19 protein-coding genes are annotated in these 20,448 nt (G+C 61.8%); 4 read left to right on the top strand and 15 right to left on the bottom strand.

The genetic code is table 11. The features are described from left to right. Positions 1–8 precede the first annotated feature (8 nt). The 15 genes from rnhB to rpsB form a co-directional block, all read right to left on the bottom strand. Complete coding sequence (rnhB, locus tag RVY79_RS14850; protein WP_317465169.1) at positions 9–611, bottom strand: ribonuclease HII; 603 nt, start codon at positions 609–611, stop codon at positions 9–11. Beyond that, positions 608–1,771 carry a lipid-A-disaccharide synthase gene (gene lpxB / locus RVY79_RS14845; RefSeq protein ID WP_317465167.1) on the bottom strand — a complete coding sequence of 388 codons (1,164 nt, stop codon included), beginning with the start codon at positions 1,769–1,771 and terminating at the stop codon, positions 608–610. The genes rnhB and lpxB overlap by 4 nt, the downstream gene beginning before the upstream one ends. Positions 1,772–1,783: 12 nt before the next feature. Continuing rightward, a complete protein-coding gene (gene lpxA / locus RVY79_RS14840; protein WP_317465166.1) occupies positions 1,784–2,551 on the bottom strand; it encodes an acyl-ACP--UDP-N-acetylglucosamine O-acyltransferase in 768 nt (255 codons plus the stop codon). Next, complete coding sequence (fabZ, locus tag RVY79_RS14835) at positions 2,548–2,991, bottom strand: 3-hydroxyacyl-ACP dehydratase FabZ (protein WP_317465165.1); 444 nt, start codon at positions 2,989–2,991, stop codon at positions 2,548–2,550. The genes lpxA and fabZ overlap by 4 nt, the downstream gene beginning before the upstream one ends. 118 nt (positions 2,992–3,109) lie before the next feature. Next, positions 3,110–4,159, bottom strand: a complete 1,050-nt coding sequence (lpxD, locus tag RVY79_RS14830; RefSeq protein WP_317465164.1) for a UDP-3-O-(3-hydroxymyristoyl)glucosamine N-acyltransferase — start codon at positions 4,157–4,159, stop codon at positions 3,110–3,112. A gap of 47 nt (positions 4,160–4,206) precedes the next feature. Further along, the gene (locus tag RVY79_RS14825; protein WP_317465163.1) at positions 4,207–4,710 is read right to left on the bottom strand and encodes an OmpH family outer membrane protein; all 504 of its coding nucleotides are present in this window, start codon (positions 4,708–4,710) and stop codon (positions 4,207–4,209) included. 83 nt (positions 4,711–4,793) lie between these two features. Continuing rightward, positions 4,794–7,130 carry an outer membrane protein assembly factor BamA gene (bamA, locus tag RVY79_RS14820; protein ID WP_317465162.1) on the bottom strand — a complete coding sequence of 779 codons (2,337 nt, stop codon included), beginning with the start codon at positions 7,128–7,130 and terminating at the stop codon, positions 4,794–4,796. A 135-nt stretch (positions 7,131–7,265) separates the two neighbouring features. After that, complete coding sequence (rseP, locus tag RVY79_RS14815) at positions 7,266–8,621, bottom strand: sigma E protease regulator RseP (RefSeq protein WP_317465160.1); 1,356 nt, start codon at positions 8,619–8,621, stop codon at positions 7,266–7,268. A gap of 39 nt (positions 8,622–8,660) precedes the next feature. Further along, positions 8,661–9,866, bottom strand: a complete 1,206-nt coding sequence (gene ispC / locus RVY79_RS14810) for a 1-deoxy-D-xylulose-5-phosphate reductoisomerase (protein WP_317465158.1) — start codon at positions 9,864–9,866, stop codon at positions 8,661–8,663. A gap of 8 nt (positions 9,867–9,874) precedes the next feature. Then, positions 9,875–10,675 carry a phosphatidate cytidylyltransferase gene (locus RVY79_RS14805; RefSeq protein ID WP_317465211.1) on the bottom strand — a complete coding sequence of 267 codons (801 nt, stop codon included), beginning with the start codon at positions 10,673–10,675 and terminating at the stop codon, positions 9,875–9,877. Continuing rightward, positions 10,668–11,426, bottom strand: coding sequence for a polyprenyl diphosphate synthase (uppS, locus tag RVY79_RS14800; RefSeq protein WP_317465156.1), 759 nt, complete (start codon positions 11,424–11,426; stop codon positions 10,668–10,670). The genes RVY79_RS14805 and uppS overlap by 8 nt, the downstream gene beginning before the upstream one ends. A 49-nt stretch (positions 11,427–11,475) precedes the next feature. Then, on the bottom strand, positions 11,476–12,033 hold the full coding sequence (frr, locus tag RVY79_RS14795) for a ribosome recycling factor (RefSeq protein ID WP_317465155.1): 558 nt from the start codon (positions 12,031–12,033) through the stop codon (positions 11,476–11,478). Positions 12,034–12,037: 4 nt separating this feature from the next. Further along, positions 12,038–12,799, bottom strand: coding sequence for a UMP kinase (pyrH, locus tag RVY79_RS14790; RefSeq protein ID WP_317465153.1), 762 nt, complete (start codon positions 12,797–12,799; stop codon positions 12,038–12,040). A 121-nt stretch (positions 12,800–12,920) separates the two neighbouring features. After that, positions 12,921–13,790 carry a translation elongation factor Ts gene (gene tsf, locus RVY79_RS14785; protein ID WP_317465152.1) on the bottom strand — a complete coding sequence of 290 codons (870 nt, stop codon included), beginning with the start codon at positions 13,788–13,790 and terminating at the stop codon, positions 12,921–12,923. A 265-nt stretch (positions 13,791–14,055) separates the two neighbouring features. Then, positions 14,056–14,802, bottom strand: a complete 747-nt coding sequence (gene rpsB, locus RVY79_RS14780; protein ID WP_133695761.1) for a 30S ribosomal protein S2 — start codon at positions 14,800–14,802, stop codon at positions 14,056–14,058. A 359-nt stretch (positions 14,803–15,161) separates the two neighbouring features. Here rpsB and map point away from each other — a divergent pair, with 359 nt between their 5' ends. From map to RVY79_RS14760, 4 genes are all read left to right on the top strand, one after another. Beyond that, positions 15,162–15,953, top strand: coding sequence for a type I methionyl aminopeptidase (gene map / locus RVY79_RS14775; protein WP_317465151.1), 792 nt, complete (start codon positions 15,162–15,164; stop codon positions 15,951–15,953). A gap of 79 nt (positions 15,954–16,032) precedes the next feature. After that, positions 16,033–18,708, top strand: coding sequence for a [protein-PII] uridylyltransferase (locus tag RVY79_RS14770; protein WP_317465150.1), 2,676 nt, complete (start codon positions 16,033–16,035; stop codon positions 18,706–18,708). Positions 18,709–18,824: 116 nt separating this feature from the next. Further along, the gene (gene dapC, locus RVY79_RS14765; protein ID WP_317465149.1) at positions 18,825–20,024 is read left to right on the top strand and encodes a succinyldiaminopimelate transaminase; all 1,200 of its coding nucleotides are present in this window, start codon (positions 18,825–18,827) and stop codon (positions 20,022–20,024) included. Beyond that, positions 19,988–20,413, top strand: a complete 426-nt coding sequence (locus RVY79_RS14760; RefSeq protein WP_317465148.1) for an ArsC family reductase — start codon at positions 19,988–19,990, stop codon at positions 20,411–20,413. The genes dapC and RVY79_RS14760 overlap by 37 nt, the downstream gene beginning before the upstream one ends. Positions 20,414–20,448: the final 35 nt, after the last annotated feature.

Raw genomic sequence — 20,448 nt, 5'->3', positions numbered from 1 at the left:
ATCTGGCGCTACACCAGCGGCAACTGCTTGACCGGCGCAAACGAGCGGCGATGCTCTTCGAGCGGCCCCAGGCGCTCGAGCGCCTCGCGATGCTCACGGGTAGGATAGCCCTTGTGGCGCGCAAACCCATACTCGGGATGGCGCTCGTGCAGGGCGAGCATCTGGGCATCGCGCGTCACCTTGGCCAGAATCGAGGCGGCGCCGATGGCGGCATGGCGCTGGTCGCCCTTTACCACACATTGCCCTGGCAAATGGTGCCCCGGCATCCGATTGCCGTCCACCAGCAGATATTCTGCCGCCACCGGCAGCGCGTCGATGGCACGCCGCATGGCCAAATGCGTCGCGTGGTAGATGTTGAGAGTATCGATCTCGGCGGGCGACGCTTCGCCTACCGCGAAGGCCATCGCGTGTTGGTGAATGGCTTCGGTCAAGACTAGACGGCGTTTTTCGCTGAGGGTCTTGGAATCGGCCAGCCCTTCAATGGGACGCGCCGGGTCGAGAATCACCGCCGCCGCCACCACGCTACCTACCAGTGGGCCGCGCCCCACTTCATCGACGCCCGCGAGACATGTGCCCTGATAATCGATCACCAACGGCGGCAGCCCCGTCATGTGTTCTCCTCCTGTGATGGTAAACGGCCGTGTGTGATCAGGCTCTCGATGGCCTCGGCGGCCCGTTCGCTGGCGCCGCGTTGGAGTGTGGCGTGCCAGTCGGCAAAACGCGTCTCCATCGCCTGGCGCTTGGCGTCGTCGCCGAGCCACTCGAGCAGCGCCGCACCGATCGCCTCATGGCTGGCAGCGTCCTGCACAAGCTCGGGCACCAGCGTCTCCTGGGCAATAAGATTGGGCAGCGAGATCCAGTCGGTCTTGACCATCCGTTTGGCCAGCCAGTGCGTGGCAGGCGCCATCTTGTAAGCCACCACCATGGGACGATGACAGAGCATGGCCTCGAGCGCGGCGGTGCCAGACGCGAGCAGCACCGCATCGGCAGCAGTCATCGCCTGACGTGATTCGCCGTCGCACAGGACGACGATATCGCGCACCGGGTGTTCGGCCAGCAGCGCCTCGAGTTCTTCGCGACGCGCCGGGGACGCTGCCGGTACGATCACCTGCAAGGCGGGGATGCGCTCCCGCAGCCAGGCGACGCTATCCAGAAACGTCGGCCCCAAAAAGCGGATCTCGTTGCCGCGTGAACCCGGTAATACAGCCAGAAGCGGTGCCGTGGACGACACCCCCAGTGCCGCGCGGGCCGCCTGGCGATCGTTATCCAGCGGTAGTTCATCGGCCAGCGGATGCCCGACGAAGGCCACCGGCACGTCATGACGCGCGTAGAAGGCCGCCTCGAAGGGCAGGAAGGTGAGCATGGCATCGACCGACTGGGCGATGGACTTCACCCGGCCCTGGCGCCACGCCCAGACAGAGGGGCTGACGTAATGCGCGGTGGGAATGCCGGTGTCACGCAATTGACGTTCGAGCCCCAGGTTGAAGTCGGGCGCATCGATGCCGATCATCGCGTCCGGCTCCCAGGCCAGGGCGTCACGCCGCAAATGACGCCGGACCTTGATCAGCCCCGGCAGGTGCTTGAGCACCTCGACCAGCCCCATGACCGAGAGCGTCTCCAGCGGATACAGCGAATGCAAGCCTTCGGCGAGCATGCGTGGGCCGCCGATACCGCGAAACTCGGCGTCGGGACGGCGACGCTTCAGCGCCTGCATCAGACCGGCGCCGAGGATATCGCCCGACAGCTCTCCCGCGACCAGGTAGATACGCATGACGTGCCTCGTTCAGCGCGTGATGCCGCGCTGGGAATCCTTAAGCGACGCCAGGAACGTCGCGACTTCGGGACTGTCGAAATCGTTCTCGAGACGTTCCAGCGCTTGCTCCATGGTCAGGCCCTGGCGGTAGACGGCGCGATAGGCATCGCCCAACGCGCGCAGAGCCTCGCGCGAGAAACCACGACGCTTGAGTCCCACCAGGTTGAGCCCATGGGCCTGCGCCGGGTTGCCATTGACGATAACGTAGGCCGGGACGTCCTTGGTGATGATCGACCCGCCGCCACACATGGCATGGGTGCCGATATGGCAGAACTGATGGATCGCCGAGAGTCCACCTAGGATGGCATGATCACCGATAGTGACATGCCCGGCCAAGGTCGCCTGATTGGCGAGAATGCAATCATCACCGATCACGCAGTCATGGCCGACGTGCGCATAAGCCATGAAGAGGTTGCGCGAGCCGATGATGGTCGCTTCCTTGTCCTGTATCGTGCCGCGGTGCAGGGTCACGCCTTCGCGCACGACATTATCATCGCCCATTTCCAGACGAGTGGGTTCTCCAGCGTACTTCTTATCCTGGCAATCCTCGCCCACGGAGGCGAACTGAAAGATCCGATTGCGCTTCCCCAGGCGCGTGGGTCCCTTGAGCACCACGTGCGGACCGATCACCGTGCCTTCCCCGATTTCCACTTCGGGACCAATCACGCAGAACGGGCCGATGTCGACGTCATCAGACACACGCGCACTGGGGTCGACGATGGCGGTGGAATGAATCAAGCGACTTTCCTCTCGGCACAGATGATCTCAGCTTCGCAGGCTAGCTCGCCGTCGACCGTAGCACGACAGGCGAATTTCCAGATCCCGCGTTTGCCCCTGATGACATTGGCTTCCAGACGCAGTTGGTCGCCCGGCATCACCGGACGCTTGAAGCGTACGTTATCGCTTCCTACTAGATAATAGACATAGCCGTCGGCAGGCATCTTGTTAACGGTCTTGAAACCCAGAATACCGCATGACTGTGCCATCGCCTCGATAATCAGCACGCCAGGCATGATCGGGTGATGCGGAAAATGCCCATTGAAAAACGGCTCGTTGATGCTGACATTCTTGTAGGCGATGATCGATTCGCCAACCGTGATCTCCGTGACGCGATCCACCAGCAGAAACGGATAACGATGCGGCAGATACTCACGGATCTCGTTGATGTCCATTACCATCGATACAACCTCTGAAATAACGAAGTGCCTGCCGTGAAGGCAGGCACACAAGGGCGGAGTACTCCGCCTACCTGGATGGGGCGAGGATTATACAGACCCGGCCCCTCGCTGGCAGCCTTCAGCCTTTACCAGCATCCGAGGCATCCCGCTCCAGGCGCGTCAGACGCTTGGCGAGATCGTCGAGTTGCTTGAAGCGCACCGCGCTCTTGCGCCACAAAGCATTGGGCATGGCGCCCGTTCCCGAGGAATAAACGCCGGGCTCATGAATGGAGTTGGTGACAAGACTCATACCGGTGACCTGAACGCCATCACAAATCGTCAGGTGTCCCGAGAGACCCACGCCACCGCCCAGCATGCAGTGACGCCCCACGCGAGTCGACCCAGCGATTCCCACGCATCCCGCCAGGGCGCTATGATCACCGATCTGCACGTTATGCGCGATCTGCACCTGGCTGTCGATCTTGACATCGTTGCCGATCAAGGTATCGCCCAGCGCACCGCGGTCAATGCTCGAGCAACTGCCGATTTCGACGTCGTCGCCCACGATGACGCCGCCGAGCTGAGCGATCTTGTGCCAGCCGTGGCCATCGTGGGCGAAACCGAAACCATCGGCCCCGATCACGCAGCCGCTGTGCAGGATAGCCCGTCGCCCGACGCTCACACCGTGATAGAGAGTGACATTGGCATGTAACCGGGTATCGGCGCCGACCTCGCTATCCGCCCCGACGATACAGCCGGCACCGATCACGCAACCGTCGCCGATGACGGCACCGGATTCGATCACGCACTGGGGGCCAACCGATACACGGGCACCGAGCTGCGCGCTCTCGGCGACCACCGCACTGGGATGCACGCCTTCCATCGCTTGCCCAGCCAACGGGTCGAACAAGCGTGACAGTTCAGCGTAACCAAGATAGGGATTATCGAGCTCGAGGCGCGCGCAAGGCGCCTCGGCACCATGCGCGGGGTGCACCAGCACGGCAGCCGCATGCGTCTCAGGCAAGTGTTTGAGATAGGTCTTGTTGGCCAGGAACGTAATATCATTCGGTCCCGCATCAAGCAACGTAGCTAGGCCGGTGACACGGTGGTCGCTGTCGCCGACCAAGCGGGCCTTGATACGTTCGGCCAGTTCGCCGAGCGTGAAGGCGCAAGGGATAAGGGTCTTCATGTGCGCTTGGAGCCGCTAGCCATGGGGCGCCATCGGCGCCCATGGGCTCAGTTGAGCGAGTTAAAGATGCGGGTGACTTCTTTGGTGACGTCCAGGCCCTCCTTGGAGTACACCACGGCATCGCGATCCACCACGAGGTCCAGGTCATGCTGCTCGACGACCTGCTCGATGGCGCGGTCAAGCTTGGGCTTGGCCGACTTCATGAACGCCTGTTCCTTTTGCTGCTGTGTGCGCTGAATCTGCTGGCGCAGCTGCTGGAACTCAGCGCCTTTCTTGCGCAATTCCTGCTGTGTGCTGGTGCGTTCGGATTCGGACATCACCGCACCATCTTGCTGGAGCTTCTGCTGCAGTTGCTGGAGTTCCTGACTCAGTGACTGCGCGCGCTGCTGCTGGGAACTAATCTGATTCTTGAGTTCGTTCATCGAGCGCTGAGCGGCGTCCGAATTCAGCAGCGCCTGACGCCAGTCAAGCACGCCTACCTCGGTCGCCATGGCCGGCATGGACAACACACTCATCACCCCAAGACATAGGGCACCCGTCAATTTGCGCATCACACCCCTCCTTGATTCGTTATGGTTACTCGGCGCGGCGGTCTCGCCACCGCACTTAGTACATGCCGCTACGTCAGCCCACTTTAGAAAGTCTGACCCAGCGAGAATTGAAAGACCTGCGTATCGTCGCCTTCTTCGTCGCTCAACGGCTTGGCGACACTGAAGGTCAACGGCCCCACCGGGGTCAGCCAAGATAAGCCCAGCCCGACGCTGTAGCGCAAGCTACCCATGTCAACGCCACTGCTGCAGCTAGAACTATAATCATCCGGCACATCGTAGCAGTCGGTCAGATAGGTGTTGCCGGCATCGAAGAAGACACTGGTCTGCAACGAGCGACGATCCTCGACCCAGGGGAACGGATAGATCAACTCGGCCGAGCCCTCGACGAGCACGTTACCGCCCAGAGTATCGTCGTCGCCACCGTTACGCGGCGTGGTATTCGGCCCCAGCGTGTTGCTGGAAAAGCCGCGCACCGAGCCCAGCCCCCCGGCGTAGAAGTTCTCGTAAAACGGATAGGCATCGTTGCCGACGGTGTTCGCGTAACCGATATTGGTACTGAACTTGAGCGACCAGCCGGGACGAAACTCAAACAGCTTCTTGCCTTCGTAGCGGGTCTTGTAATACTGCGTATCGCTCCCCGGCATTGCAGCCTCCAGCGACAGTTGCTGATAGCTGCCGTCGGTGGGCATGATGCCGCGATTGAGGTTATTGCGCGTCCAGCGGGCGGTGAGCTTGTAGTTCAGGAAGTCTTCGCCCTCGTCTCGCGTGTACTGAATGATTTCGGCTGGCGTATCGCGGTAGGTGTCGAGCGACAGATCCTCGACACCGACACCGAAGTTGAGACGCGACAGCTCGTTGATCGGATACCCGAAGTTGATGCTGCCGCCGAGCTTGTCGGAAGAATACGTCGACACATCGTCGAAATCTTCGTAATTGGTTTCGCGGTAATACACATTATAGCCACGCGAAATGCCATCCAGCGTCCAGTAGGGGTCAGTGTATCCGAAGTTGAGATTGGTGAAGTAATCACCCTTTTGCGCGTTGATGTTGACGCGGTTACCGGTCCCCAGGAAGTTGCTCTGAGACAACGACGCCCCATAGATGACCCCGGCGCTCTGCGAATACCCCAGACTCGCCGAGACCGAGCCAGAGGGCTGCTCTTCGACGGTATAGGTGACATCGAGCTGATCGGGTTGATCGGCGACAGGCCGCGTTTCGACGTCGACCGTGCGGAAGAACCCGAGGCGCTGCAGGCGCTCACGCGACTGGCTGATCTGGTCAGTAGACGCTGGCGCGCCCTCCATCTGCACTATCTCACGGCGGAGCACTTCATCTTGGGTCGTGGTATTGCCTTCGAAGTTGATCCGCCGCACATAGGCACGCTGCCCCGGCTTCACCTGGAAGGTCACATCAACGGTATCACCGCCAGCGTCGACCTCGGGGACGCTATTGACCTCGGCGAAGGCGAACCCTTCGGCCCCGAGACGCTTGCGCAAGGCCTCGGCGGATGCGGTCATCGCGCTTTGCGAGTAATACTCGCCGGGTTTGGCGGTCACCAGCTCACGCGCCTCGCTCTCGGCGATCTTCAAGTCGCCGGCGAAGCGGATCTCATCAAGCCTGTAGCGCTTGCCCTCATCGACGTTGATGGTGATGAAAATATCGGACTTATCGGGGCTGATCGATACCTGCGACGAGGTGATTTTGAAGTTCACATAGCCGCGATCCAGATAGAATGAGCGCAGCGTTTCCAGGTCGCCAGAAAGCTTGTCACGCGAGTATTCATCGTCGGAAAACCAGCCAAAGAACCAGCCCGGCTTGTCTTCCAACGCGAACAGTTCGCGCAAGGTTTCGTCATCGAAATCCTGATTACCAACGACGTTGATCTGGTGAATTTTGGCAACGGCCCCTTCATTGATCTCGATATGAACCTTTACGCGATTGTTGTCGAGCTTCTCGATACGTGTATCGATGCTCGCACTATAACGCCCCTGAGATTGGTAGAGTCGCTCCAGTTGACGCTGCACTTCATCGAGTGTCGAACGCTGCAGCACCTGACCTTCATCGAGACCGGCGTCGGTCATACCTTTGCGCAGGTCCTCATCGGATACCTGGGAGTTGCCCTCGAGCTCGATGGAGGCAATCGTGGGGCGTTCGTCCACATTGACGATCAAAACATCACCGTCGCGTAAAAGCTCGATATCGTCGAACAGGCCGGTGTCGAAAAGCTGCTGCGACGCTTCAGCCAGTTCGCGGTCATCGACCGTCTCGTGGGCACTCACCGGAAAGGCATTGAATACCGATGCCGGCGAAACGCGCTGCAGCCCCTCCACGCGAATGTCTGAAATCTCGAAGGGGGCCGCCAGTGCTGCGGGAGCTGTGGTCATCAGCAGGGCCGCCAATCCGATGGTCTTGATCTTCATGCAGTCGATTCGCTTCTCTCGAGTCCGCCCGCTCATGGAACAGGCACCTTATACATTTCCCTGGGCGACTGGCAAGGTCGTACCCCGCTTCGCAGTAACACCCGGGTCGCTCATCCTTACGGCCGCCGGCCGCACCTAAAGGCGCATCAAATCGAAATACAACGCCATCAACATCAACGAGCCGACCAGGGCGACGCCGATGCGCAACCCGAAGGCTTGCACCGCCTCTGGCACCGGCCTTCCCCGAACCGCCTCGATCAAGTAGTAAACCAGATGACCGCCGTCGAGCACGGGAATCGGCAAGAGGTTGAGTACCCCCAGACTGATCGACAAATAGGCCAGGAAGCTGATGAAACTTTCCACGCCCTCGCGCGCAGAATCACCCGCAATACGCGCGATCGTCACCGGCCCCGATAGATTGGAAGGCGAGATCAGTCCCACCAACATCTTGCGGATCGAATCCAGCGTGAGCAAGCTCATCTCACCCGTCTTGCTGATCGCCTCACCGACAGCGGCCAGTGGGCCGAAACGAATCTCGCGGCGATAACGCTCGGGCCATTCGGTGGCTTGCACTCCCGCACCGATATACCCCATCGCCGAACCATCCTCTCGCTCGCGCGAAGCCGGCGTCAGTGTCACGTCACGACGCTCGCCATCACGCTCTACTCGCAACGCAAGCGTCTTGCCGGGGTTGTCACGGACTCGTTCGACGAAATCCATCCAGTCCTCGACAGCGACACCATCGACGCTGACGATGCGGTCTCCACTCTGCAGCCCGGCCTGCTGGGCACGGCCATCATCCAGCACCTCCCCCAGCACGGCGGGCAGCTCCGGGCGCCATGGCGTCACGCCCAATGAGGCTAGCGGCCGTGGTGGGCTCTGACCCACCAGCCAACCGCCGACCGGGACCTGATGCTGCTGCGGCGTGGCGCCCTCGGACGTTCGCGTAGTCATCTCGAGCGCGCCATTGGCGCCAATGGCCGCTATTAATTCGAGATTGACGTCGCCCCAGGAAGGCGTGCGCTCACCCTCGACGGACACGATTTCCTGACCGGTCTGCAAGCCGCCACGAGCGGCCGGTGAGTCCGCGGCGATATCGCCGATCACCGGCGCCACCGTGGTCGTGCCATAGACGAACAGCGCCCAGTAGGCGACGAAGGCGAGCAAAAAGTTTGCCAACGGTCCAGCCGATACGATGGCGATGCGCGCCCAGACACTCTTGCGATTGAATGCCTGCGCCTGCTCCTCCGGTGCCACCGGGCCCTCACGCTCGTCGAGCATCTTGACGTAGCCACCCAGCGGAATCGCGGCCACGGCGAACTCTGTGCCATGGCGATCGACACGTGACCACAGCGGCTTGCCAAAGCCCACCGAGAAGCGCAGCACCTTGACGCCACAACGCCGTGCGACCCAGAAATGGCCGTACTCGTGGAAGGTGATCAACACCCCCAGCACCACGATGACCGCCAGCAGATTCTCAATCATGCCCATGGAGTCGCCCTCTTACTTGCGGCTTGCCGAACCTGTGCATCATGACGTGAACCGCGTCAATTGCCGTTCGGCCTCGCGCCGCGCCGTCTCGTCCGCAGCCAGCACCGCGCTCAACTCATGCGCCGAATGTACCTCACAGGCCTCACAGACCGCTGCCACGAGACGCGGAATTCCTTCAAATTCCAACCGTGCGTCAAGAAACGCCTCCACCGCCACTTCATTGGCGGCATTCAGCGTGGCCGGGGCGGTACCGCCCGCCGCCATCGCCTCACGGGCGAGACGCAGGCAGGGGAAGCGTGCTTCATCGGGCGCCTCGAAATCGAGCCGCGCCACCTGAAACAGGTCCAGAGGCGCCACACCGGCGTCGATGCGCTCGGGCCAGGCCAGCCCATAGGCAATCGGTGTACGCATATCGGGATTGCCCAACTGCGCGATCACCGAACCGTCACTATAGGCAGCCATGGAGTGAACGACGCTTTGCGGATGCACGACGACCTGGATCTGCTCCGGCCGCGCATCGAACAGCCAGCATGCCTCGATCAGTTCGAGCCCCTTGTTCATCAAGGTGGCACTATCCACCGAGATCTTGCGCCCCATCGACCAGTTGGGATGTGCACACGCCTGCTCCGGGGTTACCGCCTTCAGTTGCGCTTGAGACCAATCGCGAAAGGGGCCACCAGACGCAGTCAACAGCAACTGTGTCACGCCATGCCATGCCAACCCGCCACGGTGCTCGGTGGGTAGACACTGATAAATGGCATTATGTTCAGAATCGATGGGCAACAATACCGCGCCATGACGTTCGACGGCCTCCATGAACAGCGAGCCGGACATCACCAGGGCCTCCTTGTTGGCGAGCAGGACGCGCTTTCCGGCACGTACCGCAGCCAACGTCGGCATCAAGCCGGCCGCCCCCATGATCGCGGCCATCACCACGTCGCTATCGGCGCTTCCGGCCACCTCCGACAATGCCGCCTCCCCGGCGCGCACCTGGGTATCGATGCCGGCCTCGGCGAGAGCCTCACGCAACCAGGCAGCATCGCGCTCCTCGCCAAGTACCGCGACATCGGGACGATGCGCCAGGCATTGATCGCGCAATACCTCGCGCGAACGGTAAGCGGTCAAGGCATGCAGCCGATAACGTTGGGGATGACGGGCAATGACATCGAGGGTGCTCTTGCCGATGGAGCCGGTGGCTCCGAGCACGGTCACACGCTGTATCCGAGCGCTATCGGCATATTCCATGCGTCACCTCAGCCCAACCAAGGGCGCAACAATACGAAAAGCGGAATCGCGGCGGTCAAGCTGTCGATGCGATCGAGCACACCACCGTGTCCGGGCAGCAAGTGGCTCGAGTCCTTCAAGCCGCGCTGGCGCTTGAGCATGCTTTCGAACAAATCGCCCAGCACCGATATCAGCACCACCGGCAGCGACAGGACCATCAGCCACAGCGCCTCACTGCCGGCCGCCCCCTGCCACTGCGCGAAGATCAGGGCCAGCACCGCCACGGCCACCATGCCGCCATAGACGCCTTCCCAGGATTTCCCGGGGCTAACGTGTACGGCCAGTTTGCGGCGCCCGAACGCACGACCCGCGAAGTAGGCGCCGATATCCGCCACCCAGACCAGCAACAGCACGAACAGCAGCCACGCCGCACCGTCGCCGCGCAACTGCACGAAGCCGATCCAGCACGGTAACAACACCCACAAACCCATGCCCAGGCGCACCGTGCAGCTTTGCCATTGCTCATGACGCCGAGGGTAACGAACCACCCAATAAAGATTGGCCAGCCAGCCCAACATACCCAACCACAACGGCCAGGGTTGATGCACAGCGCCGCTCAGCCATAGAAGAAACATCGCCACGGCACAGGCGGCGACGAAGGCAAGACGCGGCAGTTGGCGCTCGAAACCCGCTAGGTTGGCCCATTCCCAGGCACCGATCAGCACGATCGCACCCGTAAACAAGGCGAAAGGAAGCCCGGAAAGCCCGAACAAACCGAGCAGTGCCAATGGCGCCAGAACCAACGCAGTCAGAATACGTTGCCTAAGCACCATGCGCCTCGACTTGTTCCGGAGACATGCCGAAACGGCGCTTGCGCTCTTTGTAGGCGCTCAGTGCGGCATCGAATGCCTCGGCACCGAAATCCGGCCACAGCTCGGGAGTGAAATAGAATTCCGCGTAGGCCAGTTGCCACAACAAAAAGTTAGAAACCCGTTGCTCGCCGCTGGTGCGGATGCACAGGTCGACGGGTGCTTCATCGGCCAGGCTGATTTCAGCTCCCAGCGCTTCCTCGTCGATAGCATCGGGGGCCAACTCCCCCGCCGAGACCTGCTCCGCCAACCGTCGCGCGGCACGAGTAATGTCCCAGCGACCGCCATAATTGGCCGCGATCACCAGGTGAAGGCCCTGATTGTCACGGGTCAGGGTCTCGGCACGCTCGATATATTGCTGGATGGACGCAGAGAATTCCTCGCGCCGGCCGATCACCGACAGGCGAATGCCGTGGCCGTGAAGCTTTTTTACCTCGCGCTTGAGTGCGATCAGAAACAGTTCCATCAGCGCGTTGACCTCGGAAGCGGGGCGTTTCCAGTTCTCGCTGGAGAAGGCAAACAAGGTCAGTGTATCGATGCCACGCTCGGCGGCCCGACGGATCACTGCACGCACCGACTCGACACCCGCGCGATGTCCGCGGATGCCGGACAGCCCACGCGCACGCGCCCAGCGATTGTTACCGTCCATGATGACCGCCACGTGGCGTGGCAGCTCGCCCGCACGGGGTGGAGAAAACGGCTGTGAGGTCATGGGATCCCGTATCATGGAGATCGACGGAACGCATCCCGCCGGTCACCTCTCAGACCTGCAGCAGGTCATGTTCCTTGGTTTCCAGAAGCTTATCGATCTCGGCGACATACTTGTCGGTCAGCTTCTGGATCTCATCGATGGCCTGATGTTCATCGTCCTCGGTGATCTCTTTCTCCTTGAGGAGCGCCTTGAGATCACCGTTAGCATCGCGCCGCACATTGCGAATCGCGACACGCGTGTTTTCCGCCTCACCACGCGCTTGCTTGATGTAATTGCGCCGCGTTTCCTCGGTCAGCGGCGGCAGGGGGACGCGGATCACATTGCCGGCTGCCGCCGGGTTGAGCCCCAGATCAGAGGTCATGATGGCCTTCTCGACCTTGGGCACCATGCTCTTTTCCCAAGGCACTACCGCCAGAGTCCGGGCGTCTTCCACATTGACGCTGGCTACCTGATTGAGCGGCATGTCGGCACCATAATAGTCCACGTGAACCGCATCCAGCAGGCTAGGGTGAGCGCGCCCGGTACGGATCTTGTGGAAATTGGCGTTCAACGACTCGACGCTTTTCTTCATGCGCGCGTCGGCGTCTTTCTTAATGTCTTTGATCACGGTTTCAGCCTCTATCTACCAACGTTCCTTCCTTGCCCCCTACCACGAGATTGAGCAAGGCACCCGGCTTAGTCATATCGAACACGCGCACCGGCATGTCATGGTCCCGCACCAAACAGATGGCGGTCAAATCCATCACGCCGAGCTTCTGATCGAGCACTTCATCATAGGTTAGGCGCTCATACTTGGTGGCATCGCTGTGCTTGACCGGATCCTTGTTGTAAACACCATCCACCTTGGTGGCCTTGAGCACCACATTGGCATCGATCTCGATGCCACGCAGGCAGGCCGCCGAGTCGGTGGTGAAGAACGGATTGCCGGTTCCGGCGGAGAAGATCACCACGTCGCCCGAGGTCAGGTAACGAATGGCGGTACGCCGATCATAATGTTCGACGACACCGCTCATGGGAATCGCCGACATGACCCGCGAGCGGATATTGGAACGTTCCAGGGCATCACGCATTGCCAAAGCGTTCATGACAGTCGCCAGCATACCCATGTGATCGCCGGTGACACGCTCCATGCCCGCCGCGTGTAGCGCCGCCCCACGAAACAAATTACCGCCGCCAACCACGATCCCCACCTGGACACCGATCCCGACCAGTTGGCCGATTTCCAGCGCCATGCGATCGAGCACCTTGGGGTCGATCCCGAAATCATGCTCGCCCGTCAGGGCTTCGCCGGACAGTTTCAACAGAATGCGCTTGTACTTCGACTTCTCGTTACGCTCCTGGGAAGTGGCGTTACGATCGGTGGGAACAGACATTCGGACTCTCCTCGTCTCAGCGGACTGTATCGGCGGTGGGAACGACTCGGCCGAGCGACGGCCGGATACGCGATGGCGTGCGCATCCGCGCACGCCATCGACAGCACAGGCACATGGCAGCTTAGCTGCGACGCGCCTGTTCCATGACTTCCTGAGCGAAGTCGACTTCTTCCTTCTCGATGCCTTCGCCCACTTCGAAACGAGTGAAGCTGACCATTTCGCCACCGGCGGCCTTCACGTATTCGGCCACGGTCTGGTTAGGGTCCTTGACGAAAGGCTGCTGGGTCAGGCTGTTCTCGGCCAGGTACTTCTTCAGGCGACCCTGGACCATCTTCTCGGCGATTTCCGCCGGCTTGCCGGCCATGTCCGGCTGCGCCAGGATGATCGCCTTTTCGCTGTCCAACTCCGCCTGGGGCATGTCTTCCGGGTGCGACACGCTCGGGTTGATCGCCGCGACGTGCATGGCAATGTCCTTGGCCACGTCGGCGTTGCCACCGCTGAGAACGGTCAGCACGCCGATACGGCTACCGTGCACATAGGCACCCACGACGCCGCCTGCCGGGGCATCGACGACCACCGCGCGACGCACGCTGATGTTTTCGCCGATCTTCTGCACCAGCTGCTCGCGCGCTGTTTCCAGTTCCCCTTCCATCAGGCTTTCCACGTCATCGCTCTTGGTCTCAAAGACCCGGGAGATGACCTGGTCGGCGAAGGCGATGAAGTTGTCATCGCGGGCCACGAAATCAGTCTCGGAGTTGACCTCGAGCATGACACCGTAAGAGCCATCGTCGGCGACACGCGTCACCACGGCCCCTTCGGCGGCCGTACGATCGGCTTTCTTGGCCGCTTTCAGGCCGGAGTTCTTGCGCAGGTTTTCGATGGCGGTTTCGATGTCACCGTCAGCTTCGGTAAGCGCTTTCTTGCACTCCATCATGCCAAGGCCAGTGCGCTCGCGCAGTTCCTTGACCAAAGATGCGCTGATAGCTGCCATGGTAAATACCTCTGAATGTGGTTCGACGTCTGGTGGAAACGCTGCCTCGTCGCCGGCACGGCTTGAGCGTGGCTTGGCGTGACCTGCACGCACGACACTCGACCAGCATTTCCTTTGAATGAAGAATGTCTTCAGGGTTCACCGTCCGTGCATCCGGACGGTGAAAAGGGGGCTCATAGCCCCCTTTATGTCCGCGCCGACCCGCGACCACGGGCTGCTTGGTTTTCGTCGCTCGCTTGCGAGCGTCAGCACGGACACGCCACCATCACTCGGCGGCGGCTTCGTTTGCTTCGCTTGCCTCGTCGGTCACTTCGACGAACTCGCTAGCGCTGTTGCCCTTGGCCTGCACGCAGGCGTCGGCAACGGCCTGAGTATAGATCTGGAGAGCGCGAATGGAGTCGTCGTTGCCCGGAATCACGTAGTCGACACCGTCCGGATTGGAGTTGGTATCGACGACACCGATGACCGGAATGCCCAACTTGTTGGCTTCGTTGATCGCGATGCGCTCATGATCGACATCGATCACGAACAGCGCGTCGGGGAGGCCGCCCATGTCCTTGATACCGCCGACGCTGCGCTCGAGCTTGTCTTGCTCGCGGGTCGCCATCAGGACTTCTTTCTTGGTCAGCTTCTCGAACGTGCCATCTTCGTGCATGGCTTCAAGTTCGCGCAGGCGCTTGATCGACACGCGAATGGTCTTGAAGTTCGTCAGCATGCCGCCCAACCAGCGATGGTTGACGAACGGCTGGCCGGCGCGGCGCGCCTCTTCCTTGACGATCTTGCTGGCGGCGCGCTTGGTGCCGACGAACAGGATCTTGTTGTTGGACGCTACCATCTTCTCGATCACGGCGAGCGCGTCGTTCAGCGCCGGCAGCGTGTGCTCGAGGTTGATGATGTGGATCTTGTTGCGTGCGCCGAAGATGTACTTGCTCATCTTCGGATTCCAGTAACGGGTCTGGTGACCGAAGTGAGCGCCTGCCTTGAGCAGGTCACGCATATTGACTTGTGCCATGGATGACTCCTGAATCGGGTTAGGCCTCCATACACCCCATGGATCCGACCACGACGGCATTGTTGCCGCCCCGGCACCCGGGACCATGTGACGGTGCATGTGTGTTTTCAAGGCGTTATCATTTCGCCCTCTTGCCTCACCGCGCCAATGCGTCGGCCAAGCCGAACGCGCTAGGCGGCGATTGCAGTAAGGCGCGCGGCTTTATACCATAGATCGATTCCAAGATGAAGTCGCTCCCGGTCGCCGCGCCTGGCTACTGAATGCTTGTGTCGCGTCTCGCCCCAGCCAAGCTGGGCGTCGAGACTATAGGCGAGGAGCCCTTCCAACGCCAGCCCCGAACCCTCCGAATTCGAGATCGCATGAACATTCCCATCAAAACCGCCGACGAAATCGAGAAAATGCGCGAAGCCGGCCGCCAGGCCGCTTCGGTACTGGAAATGATCACACCCCACGTGGTGGCCGGCGTCAGCACCGGCGAGATCGACCGACTGTGCCATGAATACATCGTGGACGAGTTGGGCTCCGCCCCTGCGCCGCTCAACTATCACGGTTTCCCCAACGCCACCTGCACCTCGATCAACCATGTCGTCTGCCACGGCATCCCCGATTTCGCCAAGAAACTCAAGAACGGCGACATCATGAATCTCGATATCACGGTGAAGACCGCCGATGGCTATCACGGCGATTCCAGCATGATGTTCGTGGTCGGCGATAGCATCCAGGGTGGGCGCCTGACCCGCATTACTCAGGAGTGTCTATACAAAAGCATCGCCCAAGTGCGACCCGGCGTTCACCTCTCCGAGCTGGCGCGTACGATCCAGCAGCATGCCGAGAGCAACGGCTACTCCGTGGTGCGCGATTTCTGCGGTCACGGCATCGGTGCCGGCTTCCATGAGGATCCGCAGTTCCTGCATTACGACGGTTATGAACCCAGCGCCGATATCGCGCTCGCCGAAGGCATGTGTTTCACCATCGAGCCCATGATCAACGTTGGCGACTATCGTACCAAGGTGCTGCGTGACGGCTGGACGGCGGTGACCAAGGACAAGAGCCTGTCGGCCCAGTGGGAACACACGCTGCTGGTCACTGCGAGCGGCGTCGAGGTGCTCACTGCGCGTGGCGACGAGGACCTGAGCTTCCTCGAGGTATAATGACTCGAGGTATAAGCGTCACGACCACTACCCGCCCAATCGCTTGTCCGATGTACGTGCGAACAGGAGTGCCACGCGAATGCTGCTTCATCACTACCGCTTCGTGCCCGACGAGACGCTGTTCGATGCGTCCGCCTTCCGCGAAGCGCTAGCCGCCAGCCGCACGCCGATCGTCGTATTCAAGGAGGCGCTACGCGAGCTGCAGGCACGCCTGGACGCACGCTTTCACGCCGGCAGCGACATTCGCGACCTGGTCCATGGCCGTGCCTGGTGCCTGGACCAGCTACTGGCCATCGCCTGGGAGCGCTATGACTGGCCCGACGACGGCATCGCCCTGCTCGCCGTCGGCGGTTATGGCCGCGGCGAGCTGCACCCGCATTCCGACATCGACTTGTTGCTGCTGCTCGAACACGATGACGACACCCCCTACCGCGAAGGCCTGACCGGCTTCATCACCTTCCTCTGGGATATCGGCCTGGAAATCGGCCATAGCGTGCGCTCACTGGCCGATTGCGAGCGCGAAGCGAGCGCGGACCTCACGGTCATCACCAACCTGCTGGAATCGCGCACCCTCGCCGGCCCCGAGCACCTGCGCGAAACGATGCGCGGGCGCCTCTCCAACGAGGCGATGTGGCCGAGCGATGCCTTCTTCGAGGCCAAGTGGCAGGAGCAGATCGCCCGTCACTATCGCTACAACAACTCCGAGTACCACCTCGAGCCCAACATCAAGAGCTCGCCGGGCGGGCTACGCGACATTCAGATGATCGGCTGGGTGGCCAAGCGCCACTTCGGTGAGCTGCGCTACGAGGATGTCGTCGACCAGGGCTTCATGAACGACGCCGAGTTACGCATCCTTAGCCAAGGCCAGTCCTTCTTGTGGCAGGTGCGCTATGCGCTGCACATGCTCAACGGCCGCGCCGAGGACCGCTTGCTGTTCGACCATCAGCGCGCCATTGCCGAGCTGTTCGGTCATCGCGATACGCCGGAGCGTCTCGCTGTCGAGCAGTTCATGAAGCGCTACTATCGCCACGTCACCGCGCTGGCGGGGCTCAACGACATGCTGCTGCAGCATTTCGACGAGGTCATCCTGCGCGCCCACGAAACCCCGGACATAACGCCGCTCAACGCGCGCTTCGAAGTTCTTGGCGGCTATATCCAGGTGCGCCACGCCAACGTGTTTCGCCACCGCCCCGGCGCCCTGCTCGAGCTGTTCCTGTTGATGGCCCAGCATCCCGAGATCGAGGGCGTACGCGCCGAGACCATCCGCCTGATCCGCGATCATCGCCATCTGATCGACGAGAGCTTTCGCGATGACCTTCGCCATCAGAGCCTGTTCATGGAACTTCTGCGCAGCGGGGGCAACATTCCGCGTCAATTGCGGCGCATGAACCGTTACGGCATCCTCGGCAAGTATCTACCCGAGTTCGGTCAGGCCGTAGGACTGATGCAGCACGACCTGTTCCATCTCTATACCGTCGATGCCCACACATTGCGCCTTTTGAAGTTCGTGCAACGCTTCCGCGAGCCCGAAGGCCATGAGGACTTCCCCGTCGCCGCGACCCTGATACACCAGTTGCCCAAGCTCGAGCTACTGTGGATCGCCGGGCTCTACCACGATATCGGCAAGGGCCGCGGTGGCGATCACTCCGAGCTCGGCGCCATCGATGCCACCGCCTTCTGCGAGCGCCACGGCCTCTCGCCACGCGATACCCGTCTGGTCGCCTGGCTGGTCGAACATCACTTGCTGATGTCCAAGACCGCTCAGAAGCGTGATATTTCCGACCCCGATGTCATCCACGAATTCGCGCTGGCGATGCGCGACGAGGTCCACCTCGACTATCTCTACGTACTCACCGTGGCCGACATCACCGCCACCAACCCCTCGTTGTGGAACGGCTGGCGCGCCGCGCTGTTGCGTCAACTGCATACCGAGACCAAGCGTGCCTTGCGGCGTGGCCTCGACCACGCCATCGACCGCGACGAATGGGCCCGCGAGTCGCGCGAAGAAGCCCGTGGCCTGCTCGGCACGATGGGCATCGATGCCACCAGCGCGGACGCCTTGTGGGCCTCGTTCGGCGACGATTATTTCCTCCAGTACGCGCCCAGCGAGATCATCTGGCAGACGCAGGGCATTCTCGAGCACCAACCCTCGGAGTTGCCGCTGATCCTCGCCAACGCGCCCACCGAAGACATGGCCGAGGGCGGCACCAAGGTGTTCATCCATACCCGCTCGGTCAACGACCTGTTCGCCGCCACTGCGGCCGCCATGGAGCAACTGGGACTGTCGATCCACGATGCACGCATCGCGACCTCCAGCAACGACTGGACACTCAACACCTTCATCGTGCTCGACGATGAAGGCGAACCGATTCGCGACCCGCAGCGCCTCGAGGAAATCCGCCACCATCTGGTGGAAGAACTCGACGACCCCGCCGACTACCCGCGCATCGTCACTCGCCATACGTCGCGCCAGCTCAAGCACTTCAAGGTCCCCACCCGGGTAACGATCGAGCAGGATGAAGCCAACGCCCGCACTATCGTCGAACTCATTGCCCCCGACCGCCCCGGCCTGCTGGCCCGCGTCGGGCGTATCTTCATGGAGCAGGACATCGCCCTCTCGGCGGCCAAGATCGCCACCCTGGGCGAGCGCGTCGAGGACGTCTTCTTCATCACCGACAAGGCCGGCGAACCACTCACCGACCCCGACCGTCAGGCGCAACTACGCGAGCGCCTCTGCGAGACGCTCGACGTCTGAATCAGCCTCATTTGAGGCCCTTGGCCGGCTTGCCTATAATCGGGCCTTCCCAATGGTGCTGCGCGCCTTCATGACAACGCCACGTCCGGCATGCCGGACCCGCTGCTGGATTGCCGATGAACCCTGATCTCGACGCCCTCAAGCCCTACCCCTTCGAGAGACTTGCCACCCTCAAGGCCGAGGTGGAATCGCCCGCGCTATCGCCCATCGCGCTATCCATCGGCGAGCCGCGTCATGCGCCGCCGACGGCCGTGCTCGAGGCGCTGCGTCGCTTCGAGGGCGAGGTCGCGCGCTATCCCGCCACGGCGGGGCTTCCCGAACTGCGCGACGCCATCGCCCGATGGGCGACGCAACGTTATGCGCTGACACCCGGCTCGCTCGACCCCGAGCGCCATGTGTTGCCGGTCAACGGCACCCGCGAGGCTATTTTCGCCTTCGTCCAGGCCGCACTGGACCGAACACGACCCGCCAAGGTAGCGATGCCCAATCCGTTCTATCAGATCTACGAAGGTGCGACCCTGCTGGCCGGCGGCGAGCCGTTGTATCTGGATTGCGCACCCGAAAACGGCTGCCTGCCCGATCTCGATAGCGTGCCCGCCGCCACCTGGCGCGACGTGCAACTGGTCTTCGTCTGTTCGCCGGGCAACCCCACCGGCGCCGTCACACCGCTGGCCGAGTATCAAAAGCTGATCGCCCTGGCCGACGAGCACGACTTCCTGATCGCCTCGGACGAATGCTATTCGGAGCTCTATCTCGACGAAACCGCACCGCCGCCGGGGCTGCTCGAGGCTTGCCGCTCGCTGGGGCGCGACGACTACCACCGCTGCCTGGTGTTTCATTCGCTGTCCAAACGCTCCAACCTGCCCGGGCTGCGTTCAGGCTTCGTCGCTGGGGATGCCGAGTTGATCGCCCCCTTCAAGCGCTACCGCACCTATCACGGCTGCGCCATGCCGCTGACGACCCAGCACGCCTCCATCGTCGCCTGGAACGACGAAGCGCATGTGCGTGCCAACCGCGATGCCTATCGCGAGAAATTCAGCGCGGTGGGCGACATTCTGGCGCCGGTCATGGAGTTCCCCACACCGCACGCCAGCTTCTATCTGTGGCCAGCGGTGCCCGGCGGCGACGATGAAGCCTTCGCTCGCGATCTATTCGCCGAGGAGCACGTCACCGTGCTGCCCGGGCGCTACATGTCGCGCGACGGCGCTCGGGGCAACCCCGGCGCGGGTCGCGTACGCCTGGCGCTGGTCGCCGAGCTCGACGCCACCGTGGAAGCCGCATGGCGCATCCGACGCTTCATCGAGCGCCACGCCTGATCCACCGCGCCACACCGCCACCCATTCATGAGGAGGCCGTCATGGTCACGCTCTACGGCATCAAGACCTGCGATACTTGCCGCAAGGCACGCCGCACACTCGACGACCTGGGCATCGCGTATCGTTATCATGACCTGCGCGAGGACGGCCTCGATGCCGCACGCCTGGATGCCTTCCTGGCACGCAGCGACTGGAGCACGCTACTCAACACGCGCAGCACTACCTGGCGCGGACTGGACGACGCCGACAAGCGTGATCTCGACGCCGATCGGGCCCGTGCGCTACTGCTGGCGCATCCGACGCTGCTCAAGCGTCCCGTGCTGGAAACGCCGGAACATTTCCTGGTGGGCTTCAAGACCGACGCCTATCGCGCCCTTCAGGCAGCCTAGGCGCCCACCGGCATCACACGTATCGCATCCCTTTT

The sequence above is a fragment of the Chromohalobacter sp. HP20-39 genome, assembly GCF_033052815.1.
Lineage (GTDB): Bacteria > Pseudomonadota > Gammaproteobacteria > Pseudomonadales > Halomonadaceae > Chromohalobacter.
The sequence above is the reverse complement of the archived record's forward strand: the minus strand, read 5'-3'. Positions and strand labels throughout refer to the sequence as shown.

Bases quoted from the DNA above. Each gene is read 5' to 3' on its own strand.
- rnhB (WP_317465169.1), bottom strand. From the start codon at position 611: ATGACGGGGCTGCCGCCGTTGGTGATCGATTATCAGGGCACATGTCTC.
- lpxB (WP_317465167.1), bottom strand. From the start codon at position 1,771: ATGCGTATCTACCTGGTCGCGGGAGAGCTGTCGGGCGATATCCTCGGC.
- fabZ (WP_317465165.1), bottom strand. From the start codon at position 2,991: ATGGTAATGGACATCAACGAGATCCGTGAGTATCTGCCGCATCGTTAT.
- lpxD (WP_317465164.1), bottom strand. From the start codon at position 4,159: ATGAAGACCCTTATCCCTTGCGCCTTCACGCTCGGCGAACTGGCCGAA.
- RVY79_RS14825 (WP_317465163.1), bottom strand. From the start codon at position 4,710: ATGCGCAAATTGACGGGTGCCCTATGTCTTGGGGTGATGAGTGTGTTG.
- bamA (WP_317465162.1), bottom strand. From the start codon at position 7,130: ATGAAGATCAAGACCATCGGATTGGCGGCCCTGCTGATGACCACAGCT.
- rseP (WP_317465160.1), bottom strand. From the start codon at position 8,621: ATGGGCATGATTGAGAATCTGCTGGCGGTCATCGTGGTGCTGGGGGTG.
- ispC (WP_317465158.1), bottom strand. From the start codon at position 9,866: ATGGAATATGCCGATAGCGCTCGGATACAGCGTGTGACCGTGCTCGGA.
- uppS (WP_317465156.1), bottom strand. From the start codon at position 11,426: ATGACCTCACAGCCGTTTTCTCCACCCCGTGCGGGCGAGCTGCCACGC.
- pyrH (WP_317465153.1), bottom strand. From the start codon at position 12,799: ATGTCTGTTCCCACCGATCGTAACGCCACTTCCCAGGAGCGTAACGAG.
- tsf (WP_317465152.1), bottom strand. From the start codon at position 13,790: ATGGCAGCTATCAGCGCATCTTTGGTCAAGGAACTGCGCGAGCGCACT.
- rpsB (WP_133695761.1), bottom strand. From the start codon at position 14,802: ATGGCACAAGTCAATATGCGTGACCTGCTCAAGGCAGGCGCTCACTTC.
- map (WP_317465151.1), top strand. From the start codon at position 15,162: ATGAACATTCCCATCAAAACCGCCGACGAAATCGAGAAAATGCGCGAA.
- RVY79_RS14770 (WP_317465150.1), top strand. From the start codon at position 16,033: ATGCTGCTTCATCACTACCGCTTCGTGCCCGACGAGACGCTGTTCGAT.
- dapC (WP_317465149.1), top strand. From the start codon at position 18,825: ATGAACCCTGATCTCGACGCCCTCAAGCCCTACCCCTTCGAGAGACTT.
- RVY79_RS14760 (WP_317465148.1), top strand. From the start codon at position 19,988: ATGGCGCATCCGACGCTTCATCGAGCGCCACGCCTGATCCACCGCGCC.